Annotated in this window: 13 protein-coding genes and 1 riboswitch; of the genes, 5 read left to right on the top strand and 8 right to left on the bottom strand. The window is 48.2% G+C overall.

The window, feature by feature from the left end:
* Window positions 1-79: 79 nt before the first annotated feature.
* Window positions 80-598, top strand: a complete 519-nt coding sequence (locus AXG56_RS17100) for a DUF1456 family protein (protein ID WP_008634401.1) — start codon at window positions 80-82, stop codon at window positions 596-598.
* A gap of 35 nt (window positions 599-633) precedes the next feature.
* Here the strand turns inward: AXG56_RS17100 and prpB are convergent, their stop codons facing one another.
* The 4 genes from prpB to AXG56_RS17080 form a co-directional block, all read right to left on the bottom strand.
* Window positions 634-1,557, bottom strand: a complete 924-nt coding sequence (prpB, locus tag AXG56_RS17095; protein WP_062515657.1) for a methylisocitrate lyase — start codon at window positions 1,555-1,557, stop codon at window positions 634-636.
* A gap of 15 nt (window positions 1,558-1,572) precedes the next feature.
* Window positions 1,573-3,015, bottom strand: a complete 1,443-nt coding sequence (locus tag AXG56_RS17090; protein WP_152522245.1) for a bifunctional 2-methylcitrate dehydratase/aconitate hydratase — start codon at window positions 3,013-3,015, stop codon at window positions 1,573-1,575.
* A 64-nt stretch (window positions 3,016-3,079) separates the two neighbouring features.
* Window positions 3,080-4,195: a citrate synthase gene (gene mmgD / locus AXG56_RS17085; protein ID WP_062515656.1), complete on the bottom strand. Its 1,116-nt coding sequence runs from the start codon at window positions 4,193-4,195 to the stop codon at window positions 3,080-3,082.
* Between the two features lie 38 nt (window positions 4,196-4,233).
* Window positions 4,234-4,434: a hypothetical protein gene (locus AXG56_RS17080; protein ID WP_062515655.1), complete on the bottom strand. Its 201-nt coding sequence runs from the start codon at window positions 4,432-4,434 to the stop codon at window positions 4,234-4,236.
* Between the two features lie 163 nt (window positions 4,435-4,597).
* A riboswitch (cobalamin riboswitch) is annotated at window positions 4,598-4,795 on the bottom strand.
* A 165-nt stretch (window positions 4,796-4,960) separates the two neighbouring features.
* Between AXG56_RS17080 and AXG56_RS17075 the strand changes: the two genes are divergently transcribed.
* The 3 genes from AXG56_RS17075 to AXG56_RS17065 all read left to right on the top strand — a co-directional run bounded on the left by AXG56_RS17075 (window position 4,961) and on the right by AXG56_RS17065 (window position 9,091).
* The gene (locus tag AXG56_RS17075) at window positions 4,961-5,611 is read left to right on the top strand and encodes an SDR family oxidoreductase (RefSeq protein ID WP_008634412.1); all 651 of its coding nucleotides are present in this window, start codon (window positions 4,961-4,963) and stop codon (window positions 5,609-5,611) included.
* 139 nt (window positions 5,612-5,750) lie between these two features.
* Entirely contained in the window at window positions 5,751-6,932 is a 1,182-nt protein-coding gene (locus AXG56_RS17070; RefSeq protein ID WP_062515654.1) for a DHHA1 domain-containing protein, read from the top strand.
* A 245-nt stretch (window positions 6,933-7,177) separates the two neighbouring features.
* Window positions 7,178-9,091: an LTA synthase family protein gene (locus AXG56_RS17065; RefSeq protein ID WP_008634417.1), complete on the top strand. Its 1,914-nt coding sequence runs from the start codon at window positions 7,178-7,180 to the stop codon at window positions 9,089-9,091.
* A gap of 44 nt (window positions 9,092-9,135) precedes the next feature.
* Here AXG56_RS17065 and AXG56_RS17060 read toward each other — a convergent pair whose 3' ends face one another.
* Entirely contained in the window at window positions 9,136-9,942 is an 807-nt protein-coding gene (locus AXG56_RS17060; RefSeq protein WP_062515652.1) for an aminoglycoside N(3)-acetyltransferase, read from the bottom strand.
* A gap of 134 nt (window positions 9,943-10,076) precedes the next feature.
* A complete protein-coding gene (locus tag AXG56_RS17055; protein WP_062515650.1) occupies window positions 10,077-10,550 on the bottom strand; it encodes a YusW family protein in 474 nt (157 codons plus the stop codon).
* Window positions 10,551-10,824: 274 nt separating this feature from the next.
* Here AXG56_RS17055 and AXG56_RS17050 point away from each other — a divergent pair, with 274 nt between their 5' ends.
* Complete coding sequence (locus AXG56_RS17050) at window positions 10,825-12,606, top strand: SLC13 family permease (RefSeq protein ID WP_062515648.1); 1,782 nt, start codon at window positions 10,825-10,827, stop codon at window positions 12,604-12,606.
* A 38-nt stretch (window positions 12,607-12,644) separates the two neighbouring features.
* Here the strand turns inward: AXG56_RS17050 and AXG56_RS17045 are convergent, their stop codons facing one another.
* Window positions 12,645-15,977: a GH36-type glycosyl hydrolase domain-containing protein gene (locus AXG56_RS17045; protein ID WP_062515646.1), complete on the bottom strand. Its 3,333-nt coding sequence runs from the start codon at window positions 15,975-15,977 to the stop codon at window positions 12,645-12,647.
* Window positions 15,974-18,154, bottom strand: coding sequence for a beta-glucosidase BglX (gene bglX / locus AXG56_RS17040; protein WP_082794505.1), 2,181 nt, complete (start codon window positions 18,152-18,154; stop codon window positions 15,974-15,976). Before bglX ends, AXG56_RS17045 begins: the two co-directional genes overlap by 4 nt.
* Window positions 18,155-18,250 lie beyond the last annotated feature (96 nt).

Genomic DNA, 18,250 nt, shown 5'->3' with positions numbered 1-18,250 from the left:
CTTGTGTTAAAATAGTCCTTTAACAGGCCGGTCGTCTTTTGCTGCAAAAGAATCCGCGACACTACATGGAGGTTATGATATGGATAATAATGATATATTGATACGGCTGCGATATGCCCTCGATATCCGCGACATGGACATGGTTGAAATATTCAAGCTCGGCGGTGTAGAGCTGACGAAAGAGGACGTGCGTAAAGTTCTCACCAAGCCGGAGGAAGAGTATGAGGAATACGATGATGAAGCGTACGAGGACGAGATGCATATCAAGTGTACGAACAGCATGTTGGAGTCCTTCCTGAACGGGTTGATTACATTTGAAAGGGGCCCTCAGCTTTCTAAGGATGGCACCCCTGTCAAACCGGACCGTTCCATCAAGAACTATTCCAGCGTCAATAACGTCATGCTGAAGAAAGTGAAAATAGCATTGAAACTCACCAACGAAGATGTGATCGACATCATCGGACTTGCCGGTGTGACGATAACAAAAGGCGAATTGAGTGCGCTGCTTAGAAAAGAAGGGCATAAAAACTACAAACCATGCGGCGATAAGTATGCGAGGAATTTCCTGAAAGGCCTTGCGATCAAGCATCGCGGCTGATGAAAAGCCCCGGGAGAGGCATCCCGGGGCTTTTTTTATGATTTTGATTCCCTTCCGATTTCAGGGAGGATGGTTTTGGCTACTTTCTTGTCCAGTGCTTCATAATCATAATAGTTGATCGTTTCGTATAACTCTTCACGGGACTGCATGTCGGACAATTTGTGCTTTTGTGTGTCTTGGGTCAGGATTTCCGTGAAAATCCGTTCGTAGGCTTTAGCAGCGACGCGAAGGGAGGTGACAGGATAAATCACCATGTTCATTCCGAATGCCTCGAAGTCTTCCCCGGTGAAATACGGGGTTTTCCCGAATTCCGTCATGTTGGCCAGAAGAGGGGCGTGAATGGCATCGGACGCCTTATTGAAATCTTCCTCGCACGTCAAAGCCTCTGGAAAAACAGCATCTGCGCCCGCTTTTACATAATCATTCGCACGTTCGACCGCCGCATCCATTCCTTCCACTGACTTAGCATCTGTTCTGGCGACGACCAGGAGGGTAGGAGCCGTTTCTTTAATCGTGCGGATTTTCTGCATCATCTCTTCTGTATCGACAAGTGTTTTTCCGTTTAAGTGGCCGCACTTCTTCGGGAGCTGCTGATCCTCGATTTGAACGGCAGCAACTCCTGCCTCTACCATTTCCATCGCTGCGCGGGCGACGGTGATGGTCCCGCCGTATCCGGTGTCGATATCGACAAGTAAGGGAAGGTCGGAGGCACGGATCAACTCTTGTGCCTTTGCTGCCATTTCGTTGGAGTAAATCATGCCGAGGTCGGGCAGTGCACGGCTGGCAGTATAGGCGGCACCTGATAAGTAAAGGGCCTTGAACCCGACGTCTTTGGCTATTTTGGCAGACATGCCGTCATGGGCACCGGGAATCCTGAGCAGTTCCTGTTCTTCCATCAATCGCTTGAACGCTGCTGCTCGTTCCGGCTGGGTCGATGTAGGTTCCACTATCCATGTCATGATACGTTCTCCTCCTTATATACGGAATAATTCCATGAATTGAGGCACGGATGTATCGACTAATTGGTCGTAATCCTCACATCGATTCAGAATCCGGTTCACCTGACGGAATGGGAAGCGTGTCTTCAAATTGTCCTGGAACTTGTTCAAAAGAAGCGGGATTCCCTCATCCCGGCGTCTGCGGTGGCCAAGGGGGTATTCAATTGCCACTTGTTCAGTGCAGGAACCGTCTGTAAAGAATACCTGAACAGCATTGGCGATCGAACGTTTATCCGGATCGAGGTAATCGCGGCTGTATTCCTCGCACTCCACCGTTGTCATCAACCCTCTTAGTCGGTCGATATCCGGATTCCGGGCCGTGTCATCTTCATAGTGGTCGGCGTTCAGGGTGCCGTAAATCAATCCGACAGCTGTGATGTACTGCAGGCAGTGATCGCGATCCGCAGGGTTGTGCAGCGGTCCTTTCTTATCAATGATCCGAATCGCCGATTCATGGGTGGTGATGGTAATCCTGGCAATGTCGGAAAGTCTGTCTTTTACTTCCGTGTGGAGCTGGACGGCGGCTTCCGCAGCCGTCTGGGCATGAAACTCGGCTGGGTATGCGATTTTAAACAGGATATTCTCCATGACATAGGAACCGAGCGGGCGGGCCAGTGTCAGCTTTTTCCCGCTGAACAGGACATCCTGAAAGCCCCACCCTGGCGCAGATAATGCTGTGGGATATCCCATTTCTCCTTTTCTCGTCATTAAAGCCAGACGGACACCCCTGCTTGTCGCATCACCGGCAGCCCAGGATTTCCGTGATCCGGTGTTTGGCGCGTGGCGGTATGTGCGGAGACTGGAATTATCGACCCATGCCTGCGAGACGGCATCGGTGACTTCTTCCTTCGTCCCGCCGAGCATCGCTGTAACAACGGCGGCTGTTGCGACTTTTACGTAAAGGACGTGGTCCAAACCTTCTCTGTTCAGGCTGTTCTCAAGTGCAAGGACACCTTGAATTTCGTGGGCCTTCACCATGTTCACGAGCACGTCCTTCATGTGGAGCGGAGCTTCCCCTGCGGCCAGTCGCCTCCTGCTGATATAGTCGGCGATGGCCAGGATTCCTCCCAGGTTGTCGGAGGGATGCCCCCACTCGGCAGCGAGCCACGTGTCATTGTAGTCGAGCCAACGAATCATACAGCTGATATTGAAGGCGGCATGAACAGGATCCAATTCATAGGAAGTCCCCGGGACACGCGAGCCGTCAGGAACGATAGTACCAGGAACGATGGGACCGAGGTGTTTCGTGCATTCCGGGTATCGAAGGGCGAGAAACCCGCAGCCAAGCGAATCCATCAGGACGTACTGGGCTGTCTGCAACGCTTCCTCGCTGGTAACTTCTTCGTGAACCGCATAAGCAGCGATTTCCTCCAATAATGGATCGGTTTCCTTGAGGGTATTCATTTTCACTTCTTCCATTTCATCTCCACCTTTACAAAGAATATGTACCATACAGCCGGGCAGGCAGCCCGGCTTTCTTCCTTTATGGATGCAGATCCCGCGGGCCGGAATAAAGGACACGGGGACGGAACAACTTGTTGTTGGCGTATTGTTCTGTGACATGGGCACAGAGGCCGAGGGTTCTTGCAGCAAAGAAGATCGGCGTGTACAAAGCGATTGGAACAGAAAGAAGGTAATAGACAGGAGCAGCGTAGTAATCCAGATTCGGATATAGATTTTTTTCTTCTTTCATGACGGCTTCTCCTGCTTCGCACATGTCAAACAGGTCTTCACGTTTTTTTTCTTTTGCGAGTTCCCGAAGAGCTTCTTTCATGAGGGAAGCCCGTGGGTCCATGCGATTCCTATACACTCGATGACCGAATCCCATCACCTTTTCTTTCTTCTGGAGCTTTTCATAGAGCAGGTGACGGAATCCGTCGGTCGTTTTTCCTTCAAGCAGCATATGCATGACCGCTTCATTCGCACCGCCGTGAAGATTCCCTTTTAAGGAGGCGACGGCACCGGTCAAGGCACCATACAAGTCGGCATTCGTCGATGCGATGACCCGGGCGGTGAAGGTCGAGTTCGGCATTTCGTGCTCGCTGTAGAGCAACAGGGAACGGTCGAAGAACTTCACCTCCTGCTCCGATGGTATCGTACCGGTGATCATGTATAAGAAATTCGCGCTGTAAGAGAGTTCCTCCCTGGGCTCGATGACCGGTTCCTGCTGCAGGATGTGGTAACTGTTAGCGACGATGTTCGGAATTTTAGCCAGTAAACGCAGCGCTGTCGTACGCATGACCTCCGGTGAGTGGTCTTCCAGCCTTTCATCGTGGCCGGCAAGGGCGGAAACGCCTGTCCGCAGCGCATCCATCGGGTGTGTAGAGGACGGAAGCTTTTCGAAAAGCGTAAAAAATCCTTGCGGCAGGGAATATTCCTTTATTAAAGAAGCTTCGATATTTGATCGTTCTGCACCTGCAGGGAGACTGCCGTGAAGCAGAAGATGAATCAAGTCTGTATAGGTCTTACAGCCGGCAAGCTCAATCAGTTCATAGCCGCGGATGACAATTTCCTCATTCTCTGTATCCAGGTAGGAAAGCTGCGTCTCTGCAGCAATCACACCATCAAGACCAGGTCGATAGATCATTTGATCAGGCATAGACATCCTCCTTATAGTAACCGCTTACAAAAATAAGATCAGGACAGCGAATGCTTACCGAAAAGTTCTTCGCGGACAAGGGCGTATGCTTTTTCTAAACGAATTCGTTCTTCCGAGTCACGGCATTCCTTCTGCCATTGTTCGAACGTCTCCTCCAGTGTACTTGGAAGAGCGGCGTAGAACTGATTCATAATAGATGCTTTAAAAAGGTCGATATAGCTGTCTATCGGATCATTCATAGAGACACCTCTATTTCATTCGGAAATAAAGCCAATAAAAAAACAACTTCCCCAAGAAGTTGTCAAGCTGCGTTCTTCATAGGAAAAGCAAATAAGATCCGCAGCCATGCGTATCCATCCTTCTCCTGAAACGGCACTTCACACCCCCTATCCTCGTAGGTACATGATGTTCGCTGAAACGGGCAGGTCTCCTGGCTTATGATCATCGCTCCCTGAACCCTTCCCATTCCCGCCTGATGGCGGGGACAGTGGTCCTTCAGTTCGCTCCCAATTACAGTTGCGGGACAGCACCGGCTTTTCACCGGTTTCCCTTTTAAGCAGGCAGCATTTGTGCGCCTGCACCCGAATCAAAACGTATTCAGTTGTCACAGTTCAATATATCAAACAATCCATAAATAAACAATATTTTCCTTTCTTCCCCGTGGTAGGAACAGCTGGGATGTTTGCTTTTTATAAAAAAAGGTTACATATCTTACAGGTGAACAAACTATACCATGTATGTTTTCCATAGAAAGGATGAGTGAGAGTGAAAGTTCTTGTAGTAGGTGCAAATGGTCAAGTCGGTAAACATCTGGTTGAGAAAATCCAGGACAGCGAAAAAGTAGAAGCCGTCGCTATGATCCGCAAAGAGGAGCAGGCGTCCTACTTCAAAGATTTAGGAGCCGAAACGGTCCTTATTGACTTGGAAGACGACACGGAAACCATTGCAAAAGCGTTTAAAGGAGTGGACGCTGTCGTATTTACAGCGGGATCCGGTCCGAATACCGGCCCTGATAAAACAGTAATGATCGACCTTGACGGTGCGGTGAAGACGATCGAAGCATCGAAGCAGGCAGGTGTGAAGCGCTACGTCATGATCAGTTCTTTCGATACGACGCGGGAAGCGATTCAGGAAGCACCGGCTTCTTTCGCTCCTTATGTCATTGCGAAGCACTATGCAGATGACTGGCTGCGACGAACGGATCTGGATTACACGATCATCCACCCGGGAATGTTGACGAACGATGCGGGTACGGGTGAAGTGGAAGCGGCTGAGAAAGTCGAACGCGGGGAAATTTCCCGTGAAGACGTGGCGAGCGTCATTCTTGCGACATTGGAAAATGAGGCAACAATCGGTAAGGAATTCCAAGTGGTCGGGGGAAATACGACCGTCCGCGATGCTGTAGGATCTTTATAATTATCAGGAAGACTCTCGAAGGCTCTGCTGGAAACAGCGGAGTCTTCTTTATTGTTTCGTCGATTTCCCGGGAAATATGTGGCGGCACCATGTGAAAAAATGCTACGATTCCCGTAGGATATACATAGGAGGAAAGTATATGACACGGAAATTATATTATGAAGATGCTTATTTGACAGCATTTGATACAACCATTGCCCGTACCGGGCAGGATGATAACGGATTTTTCGTCATTCTTGAAGAAACAGCCTTTTATCCAACCGGCGGCGGCCAGCCGAGTGATCGAGGAGCTTTGAACGGAGCACCGGTTTCGGGTGTGGAAGAAGTGGACCGCGATATCCGTCATTATTTGGAGGAGCCGATGGTCGTCGGAGGTACCGTCCATGGGGAAATTGACTGGGCCAGACGCTTTGACCATATGCAGCAGCATTGCGGGCAGCATATCCTTTCTGCAGTCATGGAAGATCGTTTTCAGTGGCAGACGACCAGCTTCCATCTGGGTGAGGAAACGGTCACGATCGATTTGGATACTTCTGAGCTTCTGGAAGAAACGCTTACAGAAGCGGAAGCAGAGGTCAACCGCTTGATCCTGAAAAATATTAAGGGGGAAACAGCATGGATGACGGCGGAAGAGGCGGGGAAGTATCCTTTGCGTAAGAAACTCGCCGTCACGGAAAATGTCCGTCTCGTCATGATTCCGGGCGTTGATTATAATGGCTGCGGCGGAACACATCCGCAGGCGACCGGGGAAGTAAGGGCTGTCAAGCTTCTGGGCTGGACTAAGAATAAGGGTCAGGTGCGCCTGGAATTTGTCTGCGGAGAACGCCTGCTTGGACAGTTCGGAAAGAAACATCGACTGTTGACGGAGTTGAAGCAGCTCGTTGCCCGTCCCGAGGAGGCGCTGCCGGAGGAAATCGTTGAGCTGAATGAAAAAAGCAAAGAGAAGGATAAGTACATCTTGGATTTGGAGAGTAAGCTGATCGGCTATGAAGCGAAGGAGCTTGTGGAACAAGGAGAGCAGAAACAGTTTCTCTCTGCAGTATATCAGGACCGTTCCATTAAGCAGCTCCAGACTTTAGGGCAGGCTGTGTTGAACGAAACGACGGATGCCTGTGTCCTGCTCGTCAGTGAACAGGAAGATGCCCTCCAGTTTGTACTTGCCTGTGGCAGCGGACTGGACAGAAATATGAATGACGTGGCGAAACAAGTGTTGCCGCATATCGAGGGAAAAGGCGGAGGAAAACCGCATTTTGTCCAGGGTGGCGGCAAGAAACGAATCAAAGCTGATGCATTTGTGGAGCTGGTAAAGAATATAGTTTAAAAAGAGTCCCCCTGAACTCCAGGAAGCGCCTGTCGCTTTCTGGAGTTTTTTATCATCTTACGGTAACTGTTGTGTAATAGTGGTGTAATAGTATTAAGAACATATAACAGTTCCATTATTGTTGCGTTTTTTTATTGTAAATGTGGTATTATCAATCTTGTTCTCCTACGCATGCTTAATTTTAATTGGTATCAGCTATTGATGGAACATAAATAAATTAGATCACTATTTACGGAGGTTGTATCATGTTTTCTAAATTTAAAACAAAGATGGAAAACCCCGAATTCAAGAAGAAATTCATGATTTATGCTGCTGTCATTGCAATTTTCTGGGCGAAGATGTATTACGTTCAGGGCAGTGTCTTCACGTTGAATATTGAAAATGCCAATGAAGCGGCTATTCTTGCATTCAACCCACTGAGCAGTATTTTCCTACTATTCGGTGTCGGTATTCTTCTTGGCGGCCGTAAGGGAATGCTGGGGATGTATATATTCGGGTCCTTACTATTGTATGTAAACGTCCTATTTTATAGAGAATACAACGACTTTTTAACGATTCCGATGTTAGGTCAGGCGGCAAACCTTGCCGGTCTTGGCGGAAGTATCACCGATATCATGTCAGCCACAGACATTTTCCTGTTCCTTGATGTCTTCGTCGCTGCATTTCTATTGTTCTTCTTAAGAAAAAATCGTTTGCAGAGTTTCATGCCGAAACGAAAGGAAGGTTTGATCCTTGCGATGATCGCTGTTCCTTTGTTTGTCGTGAACCTCGGCTGGGCACAGACTGAGCGTACGGAATTGCTGCAGCGGGCATTCGACCGGAACATGCTTGTTAAGTACCTTGGTGTCCTGAACTTCCACGCGTATGACCTTGTTCTACAGGGACAGACAGAGGCGAAGCGTTCTTTCGCCGACAGTAACGAACTTGCGCCTGTCTTGAATTATCTAAATGAGAAAAAGACGGAGCCTAGTGAAGAAATGAAGGGAATTGCAGAAGGGAAGAACGTTATTGCTCTTTCCTTGGAAAGTACGCAGACCTTTGTTGTCGATAATACGGTGAACGGACAGGAGCTGACGCCATACTTGAACGACCTGAAAGAAGAAGGGGCTTATTTCAGTAACTTCTATCACCAGGTGAAGCAGGGGCGTACATCCGACTCCGAGTTTCTGTTGGATAACTCCTTGTATGGATTGAACCGTGGATCTGCATTCTTTACGCATGCGGGGAATGAATATGAGGCAACGCCGGAAGTGCTAGGCAAAGAAGGGTACACGTCTTCTGTTATGCATGCGAACGATGCCAGCTTCTGGAACCGTGATACGATGTATGATTCACTCGGATATGATCGTTTCTATTCCAAGAAGGATTTTGATGTAACTGAGGATAAATCCTATAACTGGGGTCTTCTCGATGAGTACTTCTTTGATGAATCCCTGGATAAGATGGAACAGATCGATCAGCCTTTCTATAATAAGATGATTACACTGACGAACCACCATCCGTTTACGCTTCCGGAAGATAAACAGATGATCGAGCCTGGACAAACATCCAGTAAGACGCTGAATAACTACTTCCAGACGATTCGTTATCAGGATGAAGCATTGAAACAGTTTGTAGAGAAATTCAAGAAATCTGATCTGGCCGATGACACGGTGTTGGTCATCTATGGGGACCACTTCGGTATTTCTGAGAACCATAAGAAAGCCATGGGTGAGTATTTGGATAAAGATATCAATGAATACGAACAGTTCCAGCTTCAACGCGTACCGCTTCTCATCATCGGAGAAGGCATTGAGCCGAAAGAATATGATACAGTCGGTGGTCAAATCGACCTGCGTCCGACAATCATGAATCTGCTTGGTGTGGAAGATGACAATCCCGTTCAATTCGGACAGGATCTCTTCAGTGAAGATCGTCAGGAATTGATGATCGACCGTGATGGTAACTTCGCAAATGAAAAGTATGTCGGTGTCAATGGCAACTGCTATGACAGGGAGACCGGCGAACCGGTAGAAGGGGAAGATGCTTGTACTTCCGGATTTAAACAAGCGGAAGAAGAGCTTGCTCTATCTGACTCTGTCGTCTACGGCGACCTGCTTCGCTATTTAGACGAAACAGAAATGATTGAGCAGAAAGCTTCCTCAGATAAAAAAGAATAAGACAAGAGAAAGAGCTTGCGGGCTGAATCCCGCAAGCTCTTTTTTTATTGGTGTGCGTGGAAGAGGTATGCTTCTGTGAAGTCCACCACTGCGGGCTGGGGAAGCAGACGGGCTTCTGCCTCTCCGACCGGTGCTTTCTTCACCTGGTGCACCTTTTCGAATGCTTCTCCGATTGTTGGGAAACGTTCTTCCTCATACTCTAAATCTTTGTAAGTCCGCCATACTCTCTTTCCATTTTCATAAACCGGACTTCCATTCGTACATTCTTTCAGACACTTGGAACGATATTCCCCGAGATGCATGGACGTATTGCTCTCATAGTCCGTACCAAGTAAAAGGACATACCCGTCCCGGTCATAAATCCGGGCGAGTGGAGACTGGTCCCCAAGTCCGAAATCAAGCGAATGGTCCTTCGTGATTTCTTCGCTGTATTTCCCCCAGGCTGCGAAGGAAGAGACCGGATGGTTGCTCCGCTTGACATCAGGAAAAGAACGGAACGCTTCCGCGATCTGTCCCATGAAGTAACTAGGAGTGATGACTGGATCAAAGGCGGGCATTTCTGCGCGCACCGTTTCCCACCACGATTCAGGGATGGGTGGATTCCCCCATCCGGCTGGATCCGACATGTTGGCACTATGGGCAGGCATGACCAAGGTCCCTGACGGTGTCAGAACATCCTGCAGAGCATGGATGACGGTGACAGGTCCTCCGCACACCCAGCCCAGCGAACTCATCGAGCTGTGAACAAGCACCGTCATACCTTCCTCCACTCCTAGATTTCTAAGGTCCTCCGCGAGGGATTTCCTTGTTTGTGGCTGCTTTGAAAATTGGACAGCGTTTGCTTCCGACATAGTCGAACGACCTCCTGCTTCCATTATGTAATGGATGTACTCCTTTTATTTTACAATGAATGGCAGGAGTTTAGGAGGGGATAATTTCATAAAAAAGGAACACCTCCGATCATCCTGCCGGAGGTGTTCTTCCTTTATTTTGTCTGATCCCTGTATTCTTTCTCCGTACCATCCGGGAAATCGACGTCGAGCTCGAAGGACTCATAATCATCCGGCAGGTTGAAGGCTTCCTTCACTTGCTTGATGACCTCATCGTCTGCGGTGTCCTTGTCGAACGTCAGCTCCTGGAACAGAGGTGTCATTTGTGCCAATGCCTCGTCGGACTGAAGGTTTTGGTCGTCCATGTCATCTTGATAACTCGCTTCCATTCCATCTTTCTCCTTTTCATAATCCACATCAAATGTATTGTTCTCCGGATAGTGGACCTCTAAGTCGAAGCTGGTGAACGGAAAAGATTGTTCATCCGTCTCTGCTGCACCATTTTCTGCCTGCTCCTCTTGAGGTGCATCCTCAGGTGGGTTGCTTACCTCATCATTATCGTTACATCCTGCTAACAGGAAAAACGGGACTGCCGCCAGCACGGATAGTGTTTTCCAGTTATTCATCATTCCTGCATCTCCTTTGATTTGAAAGTATTCGTAGTGTACCCAATCTCTAGAATTCATATATATGACGCGATTTTCTCCACATATCCTGCTTACAGACAGGGCGAAGGTACGTATTTTTTTCAAAATTAAGGAACACGGCCAATAGTTTTGAAATATTTTACTATAAAAGAGTTGCGTAATTCCGAGTAAACCTATAGACTTAAATATCAATTGATGATTATTCTGAATATTTAATTTCGTAAGACTATAAACAGGTGGGTATGGAGGATTGACAATGACCTGGGAGATGGGGTTTGTGCTGCTGGTCGTCTTGGTGATGATGATCTGCTTATTTAAAGAGGTGGCGCGGCCGGATATTATCGTGTTCGTCGCGTTGATTGCGTTTCTTGCAGTGGGCATCATTACACCGGAAGAGGCGATTTCCGGCTTCTCCAATGAAGGTATGCTGACGGTTGCTATGCTGTTCGTCATAGCTGGTGTCATTCAGAAGAGCGGGTTGGTTGAGAGATCGGTGGCAGCCCTGCTCGGGAAAGGGAAGTCGGAGAGGAGATCGTTGTTCCGGTTTCTTGTACCGATATCCGGTGCTTCGGCATTTTTGAATAATACACCGATCGTCGTAACGCTGACACCGATCGTTCGCGAATGGTGTGCCGATCATAATATATCACCGTCTAAATTTCTGATTCCGTTATCTTACGCTTCCATCTTGGGAGGAATACTTACCTTGATGGGTACGTCCACCAACCTTGTCGTCCATGGATTGCTGCTGGAGCGGGGGATGGAGGGATACAGTCTTTTCACTCTTGCACAAGTCAGTCTTCCCGCAAGCTTGATCGGGTTGATTTATTTGGTGACGGTCGGTTACCGTATTCTTCCTGACTACAAACCTTTGAATAAAAGAAGCGGGGATGAACGGAAGCAATATTTGATGGAAGTGGTTGTAGAGAATCACTTTCCAGCCGTCAATCGGACGGTTGAAGAGGCGGGACTCCGTAATTTGGAAGGAGTTTATCTGCTGGCAATTGCGCGCTCCAAAGATAAAGTGTGTCCGGTTAAGAATTCTACAACGATAAAAGCGGGGGACCGCCTTATTTTCACTGGTATCATTTCCAAGATCGCTGAGCTGCAGGATAAGAAAGGATTGACGATCAAAACAGGAACGGACGTCTCCCTGGAACAATTGGAGAACGGACACGGCCGTCTTGTGGAAGTCGTCGTCTCTCACCAGTCCTCTCTGCTGCATAGAAAGATAAAAGAAACACAATTCCGGGCGACGTTTGATGCAGGAGTGGTCGCTGTTCATCGGAACAATGAACGGATTGAAAGTAAAATTGGTGACATAGAGTTGAGAGCCGGAGACACGCTCCTGCTTTTGACAGGAGCTGATTTTCAGGAAAGAGCAGCTCAGTCAAAAGATTTTTATGTCGTTACACCGCTTAAGAAACACCCGCTCTTAAATAAGATGAGCAGTTGGAAGGCGTGGACGGCACTCCTGTCCCTGGTTGGAATGATCGGCCTTGTCACCATGAACGCCCTGTCCATGTTTACGGCAATGAGTATATTGGTCGTCTTTTATCTCCTGTGCAAGATTGTTACTCCTGATGAAGCCAAGCAGAATGTCCAGTTCCACGTCCTTCTGCTCATCGCAAGTGCCTTTGGAATCGGGCAGGCCTTGTTCAAAACGGGCGCTGCCGAATGGGTAGCCGGCGGACTGATCCGACTGTCCGATCCATTCGGGATTTTCGGAGCCCTCGTTCTGTTGTATGTTCTGACGGCTCTCTTTACAGAAATGATCACAAACAATGCTGCCGCTGTCTTAATGTTCCCAATCGCTGTCGAGGCCGCCAACAGGCTGGGAGTAGAACCGATGGCCTTTGTCATCTTGGTAACCATCGGGGCGTCTGCAAGCTTCCTGTCTCCAATCGGATACCAGACGAACTTGATTGTATACGGACCGGGGGGATATCGATTCAAAGATTATTTAAAGGTTGGTCTGCCTTTGAGCTTTCTTGTCATGGCATCGACGATATGGATGGTTGATTGGATCTGGATATAATAAAAAGGACTTCCGGAGACGGAAGTCCTTTTTGTTGTTCAAAGATAGATGTCGATCGTATTTTCTTTGCTGCTAAGGTATGGTTCTAATTCTCCTTTTGCAATTTTCCATCCGCCTTGCCTGTAAGGGGAGGAGGTACTTTTTAATGTGAGTTTATTTCCGTTTGCCGTGATCATAGATGCTTCGGAATTCAGATGGTAGATGAATGTAACGGGCCGGTGGAGAAGATCGAAATGAAAATGTAAGCCGTCCATATTGGGTGGAACGACTGGATCGATGACGATGCTGTCCTTTTCCTGCCGTACCCCGAGAGCCTGACTGATCAGCTGGTTCATATAGATACCGGGACCGCTGGAATAGATCCGCCATCCGCCCTTGACTGGTACACTTCCGTCCTTCAATTGATGGAAGTGCTCCTGGGCATCATAACGATCCAGGAAAGCCCCGTCGGAGCTGCTGAAATAAGCGTTGCTTTGACGTAGTGAGGCGTTCGGTACGACTTCTTGTATGCGGACAGGATTAATCACGGCCAACCCATCCCACACATCTTGATCTTTTCCGAGCTTCGCCATTGCTTCTATGAAGCGGATGTGTGCATGAACATACTGTAGACCAATCTCCCGTCCGAAGTTGGAAGCCTGCTCTGCCCGCTTAAAGTGTGTGCTCACTCCTCCCCGATAAGTAGCGGGACGGTTCATCAGTCTCACTCCATCAGGATAAGTAAGCTGGTTTTTTATGATTTCATAATGACGAGCAGCTTCTTCCGGCGTAAATAATTCACTGATAATGCTTCGCTGCATCGGGAGCAGTCTGTAGTGTATGCCGGTCGTTTGATCCTGGGGATGAAGCATGTATTCCGGGTGCTCCTTGTCTTCCATATAAATGAACCCTGGAATGACATCCGTCTTATTAATAAATCGGTGGTAGTCTCTTCGAATTCCGTCGGCCATTTTCTTTGTACGTTCCACGCGTGTGGGATCCTTGTCGGTGAGCAGGCTGGAAAGGGAATGGACGGCCTGGTACATCAGAGCCGTCGTCCAACTGCTTACCAAGTACTTCTTCAACTGTTCCTTAGCCGGCTGAAGCGTATCGTCCCAATCCCCGTCGTCGTAAGAGGGGAGGCAGGTGTCGTGTAAGAAGTGTTGGTCCATATAGGATAGTTGTCGATCCATGTGTTCGATTAACGGAAACTTCGATTCTGTGAAGGAATATGTGTCTGCTTCTGTATATGGGATTTCTTCCTTCAGAATGCTGTAATCCCCGGTTGTTTTCAGGTAGTCACTGACCATTTTTAACGGCCACACAATAATGTCCCCGTGGCTTTCCGCCTGCTGTATGGAAGAATACTCATCGAACATGAACCACTGGGGCCAGTTGCCGTCTCCGGCGTATTGATGGGCATACACATGAAGAATGATATCTCTTGCTGTTTGATAGTTCTCTGTCGCCAAGAAAAATTCAAAAGGTCCCTGACTGACATCTCTTGTCCCCCAGGCAGCTCCTCCGTATTGCTCCAGACCATGGGGAGTGGAGAAATGGACCAGCATGTTGTGGGTGTACCAGGAGCTCAAAGCATTGAACTTCTCCATGTCCCGATTGATCCGTTCATCCGCATGAGATAAATGGAAATGGTTCCTGACCTGATTTATATAGTTTCGATAGCGTTTCTTTTCCACACCGAAGTCCATCATCTTCGTTGGGGCAGGGGTCTTACTTAAATGACCTGCCAGATGCAGCGTCCATTCTGAAGCAGACTCCAGAGCCATGATGACGAGGGAGGTGCTTCCTTTCTCTACTCCCGATGTCAGGAAGTCTTCGTCTACTACTTCGTAATCCGTTCCTGAGATACTCATTCTATAACGAAGGCCCGGGTGGACGGGATAACTAGCCGCTGTCTCATCCGCCTTGAAGATCAGAGAGCCTTCTTCCTCGTCGTAATGAAAGGGGGCGTCGTATTCGTTTGCATTCATTACTATTTGACTCGTCACGATGCAGCGATAGCTTTTGCCGCTTTCAGCCTGGAAGTCCATCTGAATACCTCTGCCGTCCGTATCGATGAAATTCGTAACGAGAAACACCTCATCTGAGGTCTTGTATATCCACTTCGCATAATTAAGCCCCATCTCAAATAACGAAGGCATGGTAAGGAGACGGTATGTTCCTTCCACCTCCACGTATATCCGCTGTCCGGCTGTCTTAATCAGATTGAGAGGATTGCGGCTGTTGGACATCATCTTGTTCATAGAAATATTGCCGACGGCCACTTGAGAATTAAAAATGCCATACATGTAGGAAGTAGTTGTGAGCACATCATTTCGGATGCGATCATTGTGCCCATCCATTAAAATATGGCCGTGCGGGCGTTCCATCGTTTCTTCCTTCTGCTTGAGGACAACATGTGCATAGTCCGGTGTGAAGAAGGACAATAATGTGCCGTCTGCTTCCTCCTCCAATATGCGATCGCTGTAAAGGTCCTGCAGTTCTGTTTCCGATAGTTCTGTCGTTATTAAAGGAGAACCGATCATTTCGCTGAACCTTGGTTGGCCAGAGGAAGACGTGTCTGGTACAGAATTGCGGGATTTGCTCCAGGCCTTCTCTATATGGTCGGGATGAAACGGTTCTTCCACTGCTTCGGCATGGTTTTCTTTGAATAAACCGTAAAACGTGTAAGTGGCCTCTCCGTTCAGTTTTATGGTCTCCGACTGAAGGGCACACAGGGTAAATTCATATTGATATTTCTGGTTGGCCAGGGTGGGTTTTTCAAGAGCTTCCGGACGGTTGGTTGCCTTATAGGATAAACCGAAGAATTGAAATCCATCTGTTGAGAATCCGGCAATTCTGCTCAATCCTCCTTGCTGCAGATAAGGAAACGAACCACCTTGAGGCTGGTTCTGCCTTGAAGAGACAATATATCCCTTCTCCTCCTGATTGAAAATCGTGTGCTCGATGTATTGAGAAGTGTACGCTTCATTGGATCGTACGGCTTGAATATCTGCAAGTCCGACGTCCTGTGTGTAGAAAAGATCCGCCCTGGCATTTCCTTTCAATGTCACATCCCAAAACCATAGATGATCGTCGGACAGCCGGAATACGACCTCATACGCGACAGATTCGAAAACACCGGTCCAGCTTACTGCTTCGTTTCCGAAACAGACGGTACTGGGTGATTGAATGCCGAGGAGAGGGGTGGCTGCATACGTGCCATCATCTTGATGGATGCGGAGGTAAAGGTTATTCAACGATCCATCTATTCCGTTTGATAAAACTTGGTTGATTAAGAGGTTGTTATAACGAATGCTGTATAGATCGCCCGTTGGGAGAAAAGTGAATTTCAAACGTCCTGCTTCTAATTCGTGCGTGTGATTTATCATTGGAGGCTCTCCTTAACATCTTTTTTTAAACGGAAGGATACTTCGGACACATCCCGGCTGCTTGTTCCGATAAACGTCTTGAATTCACCTGGATCACTGGAGCGTGACAGGTCGGCATGGACATACCGGAGGTGCTTTTCTGTAATAGTGAACGATACACGTTTCGTTTCACCCGGCAGCAGAGATACTCTTTGGAAGTCTTTAAGCTCCTTCACCGGACGTACGACCTCTCCAACGAGGTCCTGAATATATAATTGAACAATTTCTGTACCGGCCATGTTTCCTGTGTTTGTCACATCGATAGAAAATGTAATGCTCTCACCGGAACATAAAGTGCCCGAAGAAGACTTGATGTTATCGTACCGATAGCTTGTATAACTAAGGCCGTATCCGAAAGGAAACAGTGGTTCATTCGGACTGTCTAAGTATTGGGACGCGTACCTTTCCTGTGCATCAGGAGCGTCTTTCGGTCTTCCCGTATTGAAATGATTATAGTAAAGGGGAACTTGTCCGACTGAGTTCGGAAACGACATTGTAAGCTTTCCACTGGGATTGGCCTGTCCGAACAGGATATCACCAATGGCGTTCCCGCCTTCTGTACCCGGGAACCATGCTTCAAGAATGGCATCGGCCCCGGCTTCGATCTCCGTTAAATCAAGGGGACGCCCATTGAACAAGACGACGACGATCGGCTTCCCAAGCTTCTGTATTTCCCGGAACAACCGCATTTGAGCTTCGGGTATTTGGATGTTCGTTCTGGAGCCTGCCTCTCCACTCATTTTGGATGCTTCCCCGAGTCCTAACAAGATGGTATCTGCATGTGCCGCTTTCTTCAGGGCGTCTTCCAAAAGGGAAGAGGAAGTCTTCTCGATATGGGAACCTTCGGCGGATACCAACCTGGTTGATTCGCAATGTTTACCAATCCCGTCGTATACAGAGACCGTATCCTCCGGTGATCCTTTCCATGACCATGGACCAAGTATATCGGTGCTGTCGATGAATGGTCCGATCAATGCGAGGGATCGTTTTAGATCGAGAGGGAGAAGGTGGCATTTGTTTTTAAGAAGGACGATTGATTGTACAGCCGCATCATAAGCGGTCTCTCTATGTTTTTCTGAAAGGACAAATTCCTTCTCCTTTTCGATGTCCGCCCCTCTGTAAGGGTTTTCAAATAAGCCCAGCTTTTCTTTTAACCGCAGGATGCGAAGTACGGCCTCGTCCAACTGGTGTTCTTCGACTGTCCCTTCTTTTACCTTCGTTGGCAAATGGTTGGAGTAGCAGGTCGTCATCATTTCAATATCTATCCCAGCCTGCATGGCCAGTCTGGCAGCATCGGCTTCATCTCCCGCCACCCCGTGCGGGAGGAGTTCTTTGACTGCTCCCCAGTCGGAAATCAGGACACCTCCAAACCCCATTTGTTCTCTAAGTAACTGTTTTAACAGGGGCTCGTTAGCCGTAGCGGGTACGCCATCCACTATATTGAAAGCCGCCATCACCATTTCGCAGCCTGCGTCAATGGCCGCTTGAAAAGCCGGTACATAGGACTCCATGAGCTCACGCGGCGACAGGTCTACTGTATTGTAATCACGTCCGCCTTCTGCAGCACCGTACGCTGCGAAGTGTTTGACGCAGGACGCGACCCGGTAAGGATCATCTTTCAAATGATCTCCTTGGAAACCTTTTACCTGGGCTTTGGCGAATTCGCTGTTCAAATAGGCGTCCTCGCCGGTAGACTCCATCACTCTTCCCCATCTGGGATCTCTGACAAGGTCTACCATCGGTGCGAACGTTACATGGGTTCCAGATACAGCCGCCTCTTTAGCTGCGATTTCGGCACATTCTTCCGCAAGATTCAAATTCCAGGAACAGCCTAATGCTAATGGTACCGGAAAGATGGTTTTGTATCCGTGTACGATATCTGACATAAACAAGAGTGGAATTCCGAGACGATTGCGTTTTAAATGTTCCCGTTGAATCGAAATGGTCTGCTCTGCACCGGAAGCGCCTAATACAGAACCGGCTTGGATAATTGCAGATTCTGATACATCCATAGCTTTCATCGGCCCCGTAATTTCCCCTCTATCCATAGATCCGTGGAAGAATGGAGTAGCCAACTGCATCAATTGATTTATTTTTTCTTCCAACGTCATTTGGTTCAAGATCGATGTAATGTCCAAGATAATCTGTCTCCTTTCCAAGAACTTGTAGATAACTATACGGGATTTATTGAAACGTTTCAATTGGTTTTTTATATAACATCACACGGATATAAA

The sequence above is a fragment of the Halobacillus sp. KGW1 genome (genome assembly GCF_001592845.1).
In the GTDB taxonomy this organism is placed as follows: domain Bacteria; phylum Bacillota; class Bacilli; order Bacillales; family Halobacillaceae; genus Halobacillus.
The sequence above is the reverse complement of the archived record's forward strand: the minus strand, read 5'-3'. Positions and strand labels throughout refer to the sequence as shown.